The organism is Desulfosarcina variabilis str. Montpellier, from assembly GCF_048565275.1.
GTDB lineage: Bacteria > Desulfobacterota > Desulfobacteria > Desulfobacterales > Desulfosarcinaceae > Desulfosarcina > Desulfosarcina variabilis.
In genome coordinates, this window is the sequence record NZ_CP159846.1 from 8,688,478 (window position 1) to 8,703,052 (window position 14,575).

The 14,575-nt window shown below is 52.4% G+C and carries 12 protein-coding genes; 2 read left to right on the forward strand and 10 right to left on the reverse strand.

From position 1 onward, the window contains the following. Positions 1-20: 20 nt before the first annotated feature. Complete coding sequence (locus tag Dvar_RS39130) at positions 21-1,052, reverse strand: TIGR00730 family Rossman fold protein (protein WP_419658881.1); 1,032 nt, start codon at positions 1,050-1,052, stop codon at positions 21-23. Positions 1,053-1,289: 237 nt separating this feature from the next. On the opposite strand from Dvar_RS39130, the gene Dvar_RS39135 reads away from it, so the two are divergent. Further along, complete coding sequence (locus Dvar_RS39135) at positions 1,290-1,652, forward strand: STAS/SEC14 domain-containing protein (protein WP_419658882.1); 363 nt, start codon at positions 1,290-1,292, stop codon at positions 1,650-1,652. Positions 1,653-1,764: 112 nt separating this feature from the next. On the opposite strand, the gene Dvar_RS39140 is transcribed toward Dvar_RS39135, so the two are convergent. The 9 genes from Dvar_RS39140 to Dvar_RS39180 form a co-directional block, all read right to left on the reverse strand. Beyond that, positions 1,765-2,061 (reverse strand): antibiotic biosynthesis monooxygenase family protein, encoded by a 297-nt coding sequence (locus tag Dvar_RS39140; RefSeq protein WP_419658883.1) that lies wholly within the window; start codon positions 2,059-2,061, stop codon positions 1,765-1,767. Between the two features lie 286 nt (positions 2,062-2,347). Beyond that, positions 2,348-3,163, reverse strand: coding sequence for an FRG domain-containing protein (locus Dvar_RS39145; protein ID WP_419658884.1), 816 nt, complete (start codon positions 3,161-3,163; stop codon positions 2,348-2,350). Between the two features lie 87 nt (positions 3,164-3,250). Further along, positions 3,251-3,877: a hypothetical protein gene (locus Dvar_RS39150; protein WP_419658885.1), complete on the reverse strand. Its 627-nt coding sequence runs from the start codon at positions 3,875-3,877 to the stop codon at positions 3,251-3,253. Between the two features lie 265 nt (positions 3,878-4,142). After that, complete coding sequence (locus tag Dvar_RS39155) at positions 4,143-4,499, reverse strand: CGGC domain-containing protein (RefSeq protein ID WP_419658886.1); 357 nt, start codon at positions 4,497-4,499, stop codon at positions 4,143-4,145. Positions 4,500-4,758: 259 nt separating this feature from the next. Then, entirely contained in the window at positions 4,759-5,118 is a 360-nt protein-coding gene (locus Dvar_RS39160; protein ID WP_419658887.1) for a NifB/NifX family molybdenum-iron cluster-binding protein, read from the reverse strand. Positions 5,119-5,196: 78 nt separating this feature from the next. Beyond that, the gene (locus Dvar_RS39165; protein WP_419658888.1) at positions 5,197-5,583 is read right to left on the reverse strand and encodes a NifB/NifX family molybdenum-iron cluster-binding protein; all 387 of its coding nucleotides are present in this window, start codon (positions 5,581-5,583) and stop codon (positions 5,197-5,199) included. A gap of 212 nt (positions 5,584-5,795) precedes the next feature. Further along, complete coding sequence (locus tag Dvar_RS39170) at positions 5,796-6,671, reverse strand: P-loop NTPase (protein WP_419658889.1); 876 nt, start codon at positions 6,669-6,671, stop codon at positions 5,796-5,798. Next, complete coding sequence (locus Dvar_RS39175) at positions 6,671-7,522, reverse strand: ATP-binding protein (protein ID WP_419658890.1); 852 nt, start codon at positions 7,520-7,522, stop codon at positions 6,671-6,673. Before Dvar_RS39175 ends, Dvar_RS39170 begins: the two co-directional genes overlap by 1 nt. Before the next feature lie 249 nt (positions 7,523-7,771). Next, positions 7,772-10,018, reverse strand: coding sequence for a hypothetical protein (locus tag Dvar_RS39180; RefSeq protein ID WP_419658891.1), 2,247 nt, complete (start codon positions 10,016-10,018; stop codon positions 7,772-7,774). Between the two features lie 353 nt (positions 10,019-10,371). On the opposite strand from Dvar_RS39180, the gene Dvar_RS39185 reads away from it, so the two are divergent. Next, positions 10,372-14,550, forward strand: a complete 4,179-nt coding sequence (locus tag Dvar_RS39185) for a PEP/pyruvate-binding domain-containing protein (RefSeq protein ID WP_419658892.1) — start codon at positions 10,372-10,374, stop codon at positions 14,548-14,550. Positions 14,551-14,575: the final 25 nt, after the last annotated feature.

The following is a 14,575-nucleotide window of genomic DNA, read 5'->3' on the forward strand; positions in this document are numbered from 1 at the left end:
TTTTTTATTCAGTGCTGGCCTTAAAATGCGTTGATGGCATCCACCAATTCGCGTAGTCGGCCAAAATCGCGTTTTTTGAAATCGATCACCAGGCGGGGCATACCGGCCAGTTCCACCTCATTCTTTTCTTCTTCAAGAGGACCACTGAGCCGAATATCGCCGCCGGGAACAAGGATATCGCCAAACTGTTTTTTAAGCAGCGCCACCTGCTGCTCTGAAATCGGTGACACCAACCGGATCACCATCTGTTCACCCACCCAGCGCAGGCTGTGATACCGTGAATAAAATGCCTGAATTTTTTCCACGGCGTCCTCGGGGCAATTCACCCGCTCGATCAACCGGAAATCATCGTGGGAAATATACCCGTGGCGGGAAAGCTCGTTTTCAAGAAAATGACACAAGCGTTCCCAGTAGGTGCCATCGGGCTGATCGATGCATATCAACGGCAGCGGATAACGCTTACCGGTCTGCAGCAATGTAATGGATTCCATGGCCTCGTCCATGGTGCCGAACCCGCCGGGAAACAGTACCACCGCATCCGCCTCCTTTAAAAAGGCCACTTTACGGTTGAAAAAGTATTTGTAGGTAATATGCCGGGGATTGCCCACCAGCACAGGGTTGGGCTTCTGCTCAAAGGGCAGCCGAATATTGACACCAAAGGAGTGCTCCGGGCCGGCCCCCTCGTTGGTGGCCTGCATGATTCCCGGCCCGCCGCCGGTGATCACCATGAATCCGGCCCGGGTCAGTTGGTTGCCCAGATCGCGCGCCAGTTTGTAGAGCGGCGCATCCGGCTTGATTCGTGCCGAGCCGAAGACCGTCACCTTGCGCACCTGACGATAGGGGCCGAACACCTTGGCGGTAAAACGCATCTCCTTCATGGAGGTGTTCATCAGTTTGAGGTCCATGCGACCGCTGTTTTCCTGGCCGGCTTTGAGACCGGCAAGGATGATTTCCCTAACAATATCGGGGTGGGCAATCCCTCCCACCTGATCCATCAAATGGTCGATGGCATCATCCACCGCACCGTTGGTATACGTAAAATGAAGTTTCACTGGCGCCCCAGTTCCGGTATTTCCATTCTTTGGCATGTGCACCTTTCTTTAAAACAGCTTAAAGCATTATGTTAATGGCTTTATCGCGGTTTGCAAGATCAAGCAAACGCGTTCGCTACATTCCTTTTCCATCAATTCAATCTGGTCCTATTCAGCCACCCCCTCATCGAGCCGGATGGATGCCAAATGCATTAAAGATGGTTATTGTTAGACATGTATGGAAAAGGAGGTGCAAAAATGCCGTTTTCCGAATTTAACGTCAAGGGCAATCTGTTGACCCTCGAGGTACGATCAGAAATTACGAAAAAACGCTTCAACACCATTTGCAAGGAGATGGACCAAGCGATCAAGGCGTTGGGGCGGATCCGCCTGGTGCTGGTGATGCGGCATTATCCGTCTTTCAACAGCGCCGAGGATTTTTATGACGATCTTCGCTTCCTGAGACTCTATGACCACGCCATCGACAAGGTCGCCGTGGTGTGCGATCGATTCTGGAAAGATACCTGGGTGGGAATCTTTAGCCTGTTCAGCGGCATCCGCATGGATTTTTTTGAAATCACCCAGGTTCAGCAACTGGCCCAATGGATCCAAAGGAACTGATCAGGCAATGGGCAAACCATAGCCCATGGTGGATTATTCGCCTGTTTGACCGTGCTCCCATGCGCTGCATGGGAGCACCCATTGGGTTTTCCTGAATTTGAATAGAAGGCACTCAATCCCTCAGCCGATAATGAAACAGCTCATAATGTGTTTTCCCACCCAAAAGGGCGTCGATCTTCTCTTGAATGGCCTGCCGCTCTTTGCTTAAAAGCCAGGTTTCCCAATCCGCCGCCGATTCCCAGGTACTGATGACCAGAAAAACATCGGGACGGTCATTACTTTTCAGGGTCTCTCCGGAAATGTAGCCGGGCTGGGCGGTAGCCAGATTTCGCATATCCCTGAAAAGCTGCAGCATGTCTCTTCCTTTATCACCGGGAATGGTTCGGGTAATCAGGACCTTTACACTCATATGAACCTCCTTATGCGTTGGGGTGAGGCGTTGCGAAGATCCACTTCGCATGCTGGCACAAGGTCGACAAGCGCAGGAAAAGGAGTCAACATCCAAATCAAAGGTGGGCATCCGTACCAACGAAGTGGCGTAGTTTTATTAAATTATGATACCGGCCAATTGTCAAGCAAACGCCCTCAATAGTTTTAAAAAACAAGGCTATCCACCGCCGATAGAATTGAGAAGTGAGCATTTTGCCAACGGCTGGCAAAAGCAGTCCGGCAGGCAAAAGGAAAGAAGAACAATGTTACCCGCAACGGGGAGTATAGTAGCGTTTAAGCCACGAGGCCAGGCCGTCTAAGCCTGGGAACAGAATTCTTTCGGTAATGTTGGCCAGATCCAATTTATCACGAATCTCCCACTTGAGTTCCCGGGGAATAATGATCCGACCGTATAAGTCAGGATGATTCTCCAACCAACGGTCCAGTTGGGCGGTGGGGCTGGACATGACCGAAAAAAAAGCGAACTGGTTGACAATACGGCCGTCAATGGAGGGGGGCTCGAAAAAAAGTACCAAATCGTCACCCAGGGCATCGAACTTCTTGATATTGCCCAAGGCATGCTCGAGCATCTCCAGGGTAAAGGCGTTGGCACCGTGATCAACCAACTCGTCTGACAGTGGACTGGGCAACATCTTGTTGATTTTTACGTAATCCGCAAACCAGATAACCCCGTCACAGTCGAAGCGGTCCGTGTCTGCCGTGGCAAAATGAGCCGCCACAAATGGAGAATAGGTCCAGTCCAGAAGCCGGGTTGGCAGTCCATGGTGCTGGGCAACGGTAAGCCAGCGCCAGTCTGACGCATTGTTGCCGGTCCAGGGAACGTCGGCATATTTGCTGAAGTTGCGAAGCAGATGATACTCCAAATGCGCGTAAGCTCCGCACCGCCGGGTAAAACTGTTTTTCAGACTGTAGGCGTTGTCCGACAGCCCCCTGAATGCAAAATTGGAACGAAAACGAAGCAGGTCCTGCTGCCAGGAATTCTCGTACAGCCGCTCACACAAATCGCACCAGCTTTGCACCCTGATATCGTTGGATCGCTCATTTGCATCGGTTATGGACACCAAACCCCCTTAAATTCAATGGAGAATGGAAAATTGAGAATGGAAAATGATAGATGAATTTTACGATCCTTAATTATCCATTTTCCATTATCCATTTTCAATTGAATATTGGTTTACCATCTGATCAAAGATCGCGTTAAGGGTTGCAATCAGCGACGGGTCCGATCGCATCTGCTGCACCTCGTTTTCCATTTGTAAAACCGTCGGCCGGTCAAGGCCCACCTGCTCCCACAAGCGCGCATAATCCTGCCAGGCCGGGGTGCTCAGGCAGTGGTAGGCCTGTTTAACAAAGCCGAAATAATTGTCAATATCCACGTCAGACTCTTGATTGGGGGTCTGGCAGGCAACCAGCAGCGGTAGATAATCGCTCAGTTTTCCTTTGGCTGCATCATCCATATCCTGAATGACCTTGGCAGCGGATACACGAACCCACCGTGCAATAGGTGTCAACGTCGTCAGGTCCCCCAGACACGCAGCATGAATATCCCCCTGGATCTGGTCGCACGCACAATGAATATGCCAGCCCAGGGTAAAATCATCGGTGGCAAACGCCGGATCACGAAAACGTGCATCATGGGTCTGTTGGCGGGCCACGCCGGTGACCCAGCGGCTGTCCGGGTAAAGTGTTCCCGACAGATAAGCCTGCCAATCGGAAACAGCCAATTGATCGGCAAGGACGGCGGCAAAACGAAGATGGGTGGCCGGCAGGGCCATAGGTGTTATACTCCAATGCTGAAAAAGCAGGAAAACAATTTTTTGATGGTTATAAACAAACCGGACCCTAATTGGCAAAAAAGGCCCCGCCACGGGGCGGGCAGGCAAATAAGACGGTCGGTGCGGCACCGGCCCCACACCCAACGGTTATTAGGAGGTCGATGCTGTTCAGATAAGGCTGACTGGGGGCGGTGCCGCACAAGCACTTGAATCGTCGAACCAAGGAGTCATTTGTCAGTGTTCATCCATGATGAACAAATGGTTTTTACATGTCATGTGTTCCCACATGAACCGGGACCTGGTAAACCTCTTCCAGTTTCTTTGTGATTCCGGGCAGATTCATAGGGCAGTTCATCATACCGTGGGCCTTTTTCACACAGGTGCCGAAATAAACTTCATCCACCTTTGTTTCAAGTTTTTCCATACACAGCATTTGCAACTGTATACGCGGCAGAACCAGGCCGGGACAATCGCCGCAGCCGGTCTTGAAAACAATGTTCACGTCATCCTGCCCTTCAAACGCAAACAGTTTGTCATTCACCGCCTTGTAACACTTCGCGCATCCGACGCAACTGCTATCCTGGATCTTTTCACAATAAATGATGCCGATATTTTTGGCCACGCTTGCTTCTCCTTTCCAGTTTATTCGGCATCGGTTCACCTCCTTTGATACCTGGCGGACAGTACCCCGCCAGGCATTTTCGATGGACGGGTCACCCTTGATCGCAAATGGTGTGGAACGTTTGTTGGGGAAATAGGCCCAAGGTTGCTAAAGCCTGGAGGCTCCAGCCCCAAAACACCAAGGGTGGAGCCGTTGGGCCATCTTTTTTTTTCAACGTTGGGGTAGAGAGTTTGATGATGGATTATCAACTTTACTCCGGCTACCAATGTCCCTGGGCATTGGGTTCGGACGAGAACGTGACGTTACCGGTTGAAAAGGCTTCCACTGCTTCACGCACCGTGCCGCTAACATTGTCAGCTACCTTGATATTGGCCGCGGCCAGTGTCTTGAAAGCATTGGGGCCGCAAAACCCGGTCAAAAGTACGTCCGCATGTTTGTCATTGATCATGGTGGCGGCCTGAATACCGGCACCTTTGAGAGCATTCAAATTTTCAGCATTATCCAAGGCCTCAAATTCCATACTGTCGGTGTCAACAATAAGGATATAGGCCGCCCGTCCAAAACGGGGATCCACAGGAGAATCAAGTTCCTGCCCCGTGGAGGTTACGGCAATTTTCATTGGTTTTACTCCCTTTTGGGCTGCCCGCCAAAAAGCGGTGGGCAGCAATTGTCATTGTGACCCTTGTAAATGGCCGACTTAAACCTGGCCACCACCACCGCCACACACCTGATTGTCCTGAATCATTGTCAGTTTCCCGGCAATCAGATCTTCCACCACCGGACGAATTTCCGGACGCTGGTCGTCATGGTAGACATCAATGCCTACCTGGCGGAATCCCATCAGGGGCCGCATGCCAATCCCACCCACGATCAATGCATTGACCTTGTTTGATGCCAGCAGATTGACCGGTACCATGCATCCCCCCTGAACATGGGTTTCATTGTTGATGGTGGATACCTTTTCGATGGTGCCGTCTTTGACATCAATCAGGGTGAAGGTGTCACAATGACCGAAATGGCCTGACCGTTTACCGTCAAGCCCCCCCTCCAGCATGGAGGGGACTGCTATTCTTCCGTTTTGCATGGTACTAGATGCTCCTTTCAATGGTTGACGGATTCGTAAAAAACCCGATATCGGCGTTACGCGTATCCTTCGTCACTGCGGAGTACGATATGTACGCCTCATTCCTTAGGATTCGCAAGCCTTGATCTCGGGCTTTTTACGAATCCGTCTGAACGTCGACTTTTTACGAGTTCATCAATAGTTAGTGCCTATCCGAAAAATGGATACTAAAATTAGTCTGCGGTCATGGCCGGCGAAGCCATAATGGCTGACCACACCTGGCGGACGGATTCGCTGGCCGGTCCACGCGCATCATATTCAATCAGTGTTTTGCCCTGCACCATAGCACGGGTGAAATCTGGATCAAAGGGGACGCGCCCCACGACCGGTAATCCCGCATCATTGGCTATTTTTTCGATTTTATCGCTGTTTTCCAGGTTCAGATCGAACTTGTTGATACACACCATCACCGGCACCTTGAAGTGCTGGCACAATTCGACGGCCCGGCACATATCATGAATTCCCGACACGGTGGGCTCGGCAACAATCAGCGTGCTGGTGGCACCGCCGACCGATGCAATGACCGGACAGCCCACTCCCGGAGGACCATCGGTAATGATCAGATCAATGCCTTTTTCCTCGGCCAACTGTTTGGCCTGCTGACGCACCAGGGTCACCAGTTTACCGGAATTTTCCTCGGCAATCCCCAACCGGGCATGCACCATGGGACCGAAACGGGTATCCGAAATAAACCATTGCCCACAGGTTTTGGTTGGAAAATCAATGGCCTTTTCCGGACAAAAATCAACGCAAACCCCGCAGCCCTCACAGGCAATCTCATCAACAAAAAATTCCGAATTGATGGCCTCCCATCGGCACATGTCGATGCAGGTACCGCAGCCGCTACAACGCTCCGGATCGATGATCGCCACGCCCCCGCCTTCAAAGTCAGTCTGTGTCTTTATTTCGGGCTGCATGAGCAGATGAAGATCCGCAGCATCCACGTCCGCATCACACATGAGGCTGCCACTGGCCAGAACGGCGAACGATGCGGTCAAACTGGTTTTGCCAGTACCCCCTTTGCCACTCAAAATCACCAGTTCCTTCATTATTCACCGGCCCCCTTTCCGATCAGCGTTTTTATCTGTTGGAGCAGTTCACGAAATCGGGCCTTCCATTCGGGAAGCGTCAGGGTGAACATTTCACCACGGGAATAACACTGTGCAATCTCCCGATCAAATGGAATTTCCATCAGGATGGGCAAGCCTTCGCGCTGGGCATAGGCCTTGACCTTGTCATCCCCCATGTCGCAGCGGTTGATGACCAATCCCATCGGGATTTTAAGTATTTTCACGGCTTCCACGGCAAGCGTCAGATCGTGCAGACCAAACGGCGTGGGTTCGGTTACCAAAAGCACAAAATCCGTGTCCTTCATGGCGGCGATGACCGGGCATGAGGTCCCCGGTGGCGCGTCAATCAGCGTTAGGCCATCGGTGGCGCCGGCCTGCCTGACCAGACGAATCAACGGCGGCGCCATGGCTTCCCCGACGCGCATGCGTCCGTGGATAAAGGCGATACCATCCCGGTGGCCGATTTCAAGCGCACCCAATTCGCGATCCGTTTCCGTAATCGCACTTTCAGGGCAGATCGCCATGCATCCCCCGCAACTATGGCACAGCTCGGGAAAGGTCAAAACCATATCACCGATGACGGCAATGGCCCTGAAGCGACAGATGTCCATGCATTTTTTGCATTGATTGCACGCGTCCAGATCAATCTGGGGAACCGGCGTGTTGACGGTTTTCGTTTCTTCGATGGTGGGATGCAAAAACAGGTGGGCATTGGGCTCTTCCACATCACAGTCCAAAAACTGGACGGGGTCGTCCACAGATACCGCCAGGTTGGTGGCCACAGTGGTCTTCCCTGTTCCGCCCTTCCCACTGGCAATACTAATAATCATTGGATTTTTTCTCCTCCGGCCCTTGGCCGACGTTCAAGCGTACGTCACAGATTCACAATTGAATTCGCTCTATCAAACCGTTTTTTTTGCCAAGCCAACAGTAAGCATAAGCTCAAAAAACGTCAAGTGCTTTTTTCATCCGAATACTCGAAAAATCGGATGGCCAATATATCCGCTTGAATAAATTTGAAAAATTTTCAGGGGCGAGAAGGATCATGGACACCAGGAGGGAAATTTTGAGCAGGCCGGTCAGGAATGGAATTTGATAATTTTCACTGCCTCATCCACCCATTCGGATATCATGCGTGACTGCTCCCGGTGGGCCTTGGTTTTTTTCAGGCGCTTGAAGACCTCTTCCCGGGTTTTAACATCTTCCAAAAGCGGGATGCAGTCCAGGGTACCGATGTTGGCCAGACCGCGAATGGCGATGCGCAGGTTTTGCAGCAGGTGCGATATGAAACGGTCGCTTTCCTCTAAAAAATAAAGATCCGATTCCGGACTGCCGTATTCGTGGACCGCACTACGCAGTACCGATCGCCCGACCAGGGTTTCAACCATGGATAAAAAGATATACACTTCCCGCTCTAAACTGAGCAGATCCTTGACAGAAAGATGCTGCCGTCGGGTCAACCCCAATTCCAGGGCCTCACACAGCCCATTGTGGATGGTCCGCACCTTGTCGAAAAACGCCTCCTGCTCCCGCTCCATGCGCCAGGCGGCGTATCGCGCCACATCCTTGTCCAGCCCGTGCCGATCGAACAGAATATCCTCGGGGGTAATTTCGATGTCGGCCAGGGCTTTGTCATACTCGTGTAGAATCAGGTTGGCCAGCACCAGCGCCTTGGCGTCCGAAAACTGGATATCCTTGGGATCTTTTAAAAAATCTTCCAACAGGATCTTAAAGGCCCGCTTGGGCTGCTTCATCCGGGCCGTGAGCGTCTGCAGGGCATTGAGAAAAGCCGTGCGATCGTCTGAGGCGATCACGTCCTTTAAATGACGCCATAAAAATTCGAAAATCTTTTTTTCGTAACGGGCAAACTGCGGCATCCCTTCGATAAAAGCAGCCTTAAGAAAACGCCCGCGGTCATTAAAGCAGTTTTTGAGCGTATCCACCAGGGTGTGGGCATCTTCAAGATCAATGCCGAAATCCTGAGCAAGGATATCGTAATCGCGAGCCTCGAAATGGATGGCCCCGCGCACCATGGATTTCATCTTTTTACGCGTCGCGCTACGCCCCTTGAAAAATGAAATCATCTTGAACAAGCGGCGGTGAATCGCCTTTTTAACTGCGCCCGGTTCCTGTATTTGGTTATCGTCGGCCCGGTTGACATACAGATTTTCAAACACATCATCACGAACCGTATCCAGGCGTTTTTGCAGATTGCTCAAGACCTCCAGACGGGCATCCTCGCTTTTCGGCTTCTGGTCAATGGCATCCAGCAAATGCGATGAAAGGCCCAACCGCTCTTCCAGGTGCCTGGCATTGATTTTGGGATAGTCATCACCGTAGACACTTTTGATCACTTTGGCCACTTTTTCAGGAGAAACCGCGACACTGGCGATGATCCGGGCCACTTTGGCTTTTTCGCGGGAAAAGAGCTGCTCACTTTCCTCCCGCAGGAGCCAGTCCATATTGTTGATCTCAATGGGTGGAGGCGTCAATTGCGCGCTGATTTTGGGCAGCCCCAAAATGGCGTTGTAGACGCTGGTAAACCGGCAGCCTTCAGGGGAAGCCTCTTTTTTCTGCATCCAGTGATCCACCTTGGCCACCAGTTTTTTCATGGTACCCGCCGACAGGCGGTTGACACCGGCCGTGAGAGTCAAATTGGGATTGACCGCCCCCCCTTCATCGACCACGACCGGCACAACATCGGTTTTTCCCGGCCCCAGAACCAGATCATGAAGACGTTCCTCGGGACGGTAGAAACGGCACAGAATATGAAGCGATCGGCGCAGGCGCTCAAGACAGCCGGGATCGCGGTCCGGCAGGTTCAGAGATAAATTATTGATGCCGTACTCCGCAAAGATGCCGAATGCATCCAATAATTGTTTCATCAGGTGAGACAAGCGGTGCCCATGCCGGTTGATCATGGTCGGAACCAGATCCAGATCCACCACCATGTTGCTGAAAAGAATCTCGTAGTCCTGCTTTTCGGGCACCTCTTCATCACTGGAAAGGCCCCGGTAGCGGACCAGGATCCGCCCGGTATGCTGAGGAAGCTGGGCAAGCTTGGCCAGTGTTTCTGTCAGTTGCTCGAAGGTACGGTGCTCTTCCGGCTGACCATCATCCAGGTCAATATGCTTGATATAATTGGCAACATGATGAATAATTTCACACATCAAAATTCGCCAGACGTCCTGTTGTTTCTGCTCTTCGGCAAGGCTCGCGGCCATCATCTCGGCGGCGGAACGTCCCTTTTTATGCTCTTCCATGCCTTCAATCTGGGAAAAGAGCTGCTTTGCCTCGTCGTCCAAATAGATTTCTTTGTCATCCATAAGCGTGACCTGGGAAGCGGCGTAACATTGATGGTTGAATAGCCACAAAGCTCGTCCGACAATGCTGATAAAGTATAAAATATCACAGTTTTAGCCAAACGGGAATCAAAAACGCGCACGTATCCGATGGTCAGCAAAAAGCCCGTTGATTGGCTTTAATCCATATATAAACCGGTAGGATAGATTATTATCAACAGGTGCGCTTGGCCCGGACAAGTCGAGCATTGCTTGAAATCGACGCATCCGTCTGATAACTTGGTTTTTGGAAGTATGGTTCCAGCTGAATAAAGACCGAGCACCGAAACAACCCGCCAATATATCGATTCATGGGGGATTCCCGCTTGAAAACAACCATGATCAAATCAACAGCCCTTGAGGCCAATATCGCCAGTACCCGGGTAGACGTGACCATCGATCCGCGCTATGCGTGTATCCAGTCGGTGATGTCCCGTTATTATGGACTGATGGAAAATGTGAACGTCTTCCTTCAGGAACTGAGCCATCCCTACCGCAACTGGCAGTTTATCGTCGGAGAAGCCAGGGGCTATGCCCTGGACTATTTTCACCTGTTCCAGTCCCACCCCCAGGGTGTCGAGGCTGCAGGGGTCATGATCGGCATCTTTATCGAAGTCATCGAGGCCGACGTGGATGACCCTGTGCGCACCGACGCCGTGGACAACCTGCTGCTATACTTGAAACAAATTATCGGCAACGCCCGTGACCGGCTGGTCGACTTTCTGCCGGTCCTCAATATGGGATTCAAATGGCTGACCGACTGTCCGGATGATCGTTTTTTCCTGTTTGTGAAAAGTTTCTACCCGCTCAAGCGCATTCTTCTGCTGCTGCAAGAGCGGGGAGACGGCGTCATCACCGACCATGCCATATTGAACCGGCTGCTGATCCGGACATTCAGCGAAACCTACGCCTTCTGGCACAAGGTCAATGATCCCTGGGAGAGCTTTCAAGCGGCCACGGGCAAGATCCCCAATCCGAATCAGGTGCGGGCCTGTTTTGCCGATATTTCCCATGCCACCCTGGACGCATTGGCGGATGATCTGAAACGGATCCAAGACCAGACGGACACCGACGATAGGGCCGTGTTTGAGCAACTGCTCACCCTGACCGACTTTGGCACAATGGTCGAACGGTACCGCAAAATGCCGCAAACCCTGATGACGGTCGGCGCCGACAGTGGTCAAGGCAATCAGTGGAAGGTTATTTTCCTTTTTCATATCATGAGCATTGTCGGCCTGTCGTTGATCCACGAGGAGGCCTTGCGGGAAATCAACCGCACCGTGGGCTGGTTGATCGAGAACGAAAGCTATCATCATATCGGCAATCTTATCGAAAAGACCTTCAAGATTTTAAAGCCCCAGATGGAACAATTCCCGACCACCACCCTGACCTGTGTGCTCAATATGGGCCAGGCGGTCTATCAAACCGACGAGATCGATCTCATTAACTTTTTCATCGATCAGGTGGTCGATTTAGGGTTCCAGACCCCCATGCTGGGGGGGGTGGGCAACGACTGGCAGATTCAGGTCAATGCGGCACACCTGCAGAACATCCGCACCTGGCTGGAACTGATCGAATGCAAGCCCGGCTGGTCATCCCGGTTGCTCTCCTGCCTAATCATCAAACTGTCCCTGTTCGGTATTTTCATCAAGGACACGGATCTTTTCCCCAAGGATATCACCCAATTTCTCAACAGCAAGATCGAGCCGGTCTACAACCTGACCAAGCAACTGACCCGGCTGTTTCCGGCCTTTTTCAACGATATCGGCGCTGAAGGCGTCCTGCGCGATATTTCCACCCAGCTGGATGAACTCACCCATCGGCGGGACATTCTGATCCACTTTCTGCGCAAGCAGAGCCATGTGGAAAGTTCCAACCGTATCATCCGCTTCATGGAGGCGGTGCTGCATTTCTGGCAAACGCGCGAGAAGGAACGGCTCGCCCCCTTTGTGCCCCCCAGTATCTATGATCAAATCGACTCTCAGGGCCAGTATATCGACGGGGTGAACGATCTGTTCAACCACCTGGCCCACCAGGGGCTAAACCTTCCCGATGAACTGCTCATCGAGACAGATGAGCACATCCGCGGCATCTTGAGCCAAGTTCCCGATGCCGATCCCATGGACCTTGAACGCGTGGCCCTGATCGCCGCGTTCTACAAGCTGCTTTACCACAAGTACCAACTGGACCATAAATCCCTGCGTCATCATCTGGATCACCTGGATCGGGAATCGTTCCCGGATTTGGAAAAACTGCGTACTGCCCTGGCGGAAACCGACCTTAAGCAACGCCTGTTCCTGCTCATGGACTACCTGGAGCACTTAAAGGACATCATCCTCTCCGACCAGACGTATGAGATACGAGCCGACATATATAAAAAACGGCATATTACCATCGACATCCCCTCCATGTACGGCAGTTACCATGAGCGTAAATTCGATGCCCTGGGACTCACCTTTCGGGTGGAATCATTGATCAATGTGCTTTTCGAGGAACTGGTCGATCAGATCAACCTGGGGCTGATCACCCGGGCCACCTTTCACGACATTTACGAGCGGCTGACCCTGTTTGACAAGGCCCTGCGGCTGGACGGCATCTATTCGGTGGAGCTCGAGCGCCAGCTGGACCTGTTGGCCCACGCCCTGGAAGTCAGGGGGTTCACCCTGACCCAGTACCTGGATATTTTCAAAGGCTTTGCCGTGGCCGTCAAAAACGTCATCAACGATTACTTCAACAATATCCACGGCCAGAATCTGACCCGCACTCTTTCCCAGGTTTCCCCGGAACAGGTGCTTGACAAATATCTTCCCCGGGAAACGGGTGTCGATCCGGAAAAGGTCAAGCACCGCGTATCGGAAATCTTTTTTCGCGATCGGATCGCGACGTCTTTGGGGTTGCAGCAACTGGATCTGTTCCTGACCCGTATTCTCAACACCTTGTTCCACCAGTCCAACATGCTGCCCAAGGAAAAGCTGCACCTTCTTCTCAATTACGATCCCCAACGCATTGTCACCGGCCTGGATCAGATCAACAACAGCGCCGTGGGCATCATCTACATGGGTAACAAGGGACTCAACCTGCTCAAACTGAAGAATCTGGGATTGCCGGTGCCACCCGGATTCATCATCACCACCGAAGCCTTTCGCTGCCGTGAGCTGATTGAAGGATTCGGGCCGGTCAAAAAAAATTTTCAACAGCAGGTTCGCCGGCAGGTGGACTATCTGCAGAAAATCACCGGCAAACGGTTCGGCGAACCGGACAACCCGCTGCTACTATCCGTGCGCAGTGGTGCCTCCATCTCTCAACCCGGCATGATGGAAACCTTTCTGGACGTGGGTATCAACGAGGATATCGCCGCCGGCCTGGCCCATAAAATGGACAACCCCTGGTTTGCCTGGGACAATTATCGTCGTTTTCTGCAGTGCTATGGCATGGCTTTCGGACTGGCCCGCGACGATTTCGACGCCATCATCGCCGATTTTAAAACGCGTCTGGGCATCCCCCTTAAAAAAGGCTTCACCGGTGAGCAGATGAAAATGGTGGCGCTGGCCTACAAAGCCCGCATTCAAGATGAAGGCGTCGAAGTGCTTGAGAATCCCATTGATCAGCTGTTCATGACCATCAACATGGTATTTTCTTCCTGGGAATCACCACGCGCGCAAACCTACCGTAAAATCATGGGCATTTCAGACGACTGGGGCACGGCCGTCACCGTCCAACAGATGGTTTACGGCAATATCTCACCCCAGGCCGGCTCGGGGGTGTTCTTTACCCACAACCCCCGCTGGTCCGGCGACACCCTGAGTCCATGGGGAGATTTCACCCTGGAAAACCAGGGAGAAGATGTGGTGGCCGGCCTGGTACGCACCCTGCCCATTTCGGTCAAGCAGCAGGAGAGCGAAATGCGCGATACGGATATTACCCTGGAGACCCACTATCCGGGTATATACGCGGCCATCCGCAAGTGGGCGGCCACACTGATCTATAAAAAAGGCTGGAGCCCTCAGGAAATGGAGTTCACTTTCGAAGGACCGGCGGCCGACAGCCTCTACCTGCTGCAGACACGGGATATGGCCATGCGGGAACGTAAAACCGTGCTCACCTTTGACGTCGATACCCCCCTGGATAATCAATACTTGGGCAACGGCATTGGCGTGGCCGGCGGCGCCATGAGCGGCCGGGCCGTCTTTACCCTGGCGGAAATCGACCGCTGGCGGGAACTGGAACCCGACACCGCTTTGATCCTGATTCGCGGTGATACGGTCCCTGACGACATCCGTGAAATTCATGCCGCGGATGGACTGCTCACCGCTAGAGGCGGCCTCACCTCCCACGCATCGGTGGTTGCCCACCGCTTGGACAAAACCTGCGTGGTCGGTTGCGGCACCCTGGTGTGCAATGAAAAGCAAAAAACCGCCAGTTTCAATCAGGTGATTGTTCGTTCCGGAGATTATATAAGCATTGACGGTCGGGAAGGATCGGTTTATCAAGGAGAAATAAAGATCCGAGAGGCTTGATTCATTTCCATCCACTAATCTGGCC

Excerpts from the sequence above, each read along its gene's own strand:
- Dvar_RS39180 (WP_419658891.1), bottom strand. The coding sequence starts at position 10,018 with ATGGATGACAAAGAAATCTATTTGGACGACGAGGCAAAGCAGCTCTTT.
- Dvar_RS39165 (WP_419658888.1), bottom strand. The coding sequence starts at position 5,583 with ATGCAAAACGGAAGAATAGCAGTCCCCTCCATGCTGGAGGGGGGGCTT.
- Dvar_RS39135 (WP_419658882.1), top strand. The coding sequence starts at position 1,290 with ATGCCGTTTTCCGAATTTAACGTCAAGGGCAATCTGTTGACCCTCGAG.
- Dvar_RS39185 (WP_419658892.1), top strand. The coding sequence starts at position 10,372 with ATGATCAAATCAACAGCCCTTGAGGCCAATATCGCCAGTACCCGGGTA.
- Dvar_RS39160 (WP_419658887.1), bottom strand. The coding sequence starts at position 5,118 with ATGAAAATTGCCGTAACCTCCACGGGGCAGGAACTTGATTCTCCTGTG.
- Dvar_RS39150 (WP_419658885.1), bottom strand. The coding sequence starts at position 3,877 with ATGGCCCTGCCGGCCACCCATCTTCGTTTTGCCGCCGTCCTTGCCGAT.
- Dvar_RS39175 (WP_419658890.1), bottom strand. The coding sequence starts at position 7,522 with ATGATTATTAGTATTGCCAGTGGGAAGGGCGGAACAGGGAAGACCACT.
- Dvar_RS39140 (WP_419658883.1), bottom strand. The coding sequence starts at position 2,061 with ATGAGTGTAAAGGTCCTGATTACCCGAACCATTCCCGGTGATAAAGGA.
- Dvar_RS39170 (WP_419658889.1), bottom strand. The coding sequence starts at position 6,671 with ATGAAGGAACTGGTGATTTTGAGTGGCAAAGGGGGTACTGGCAAAACC.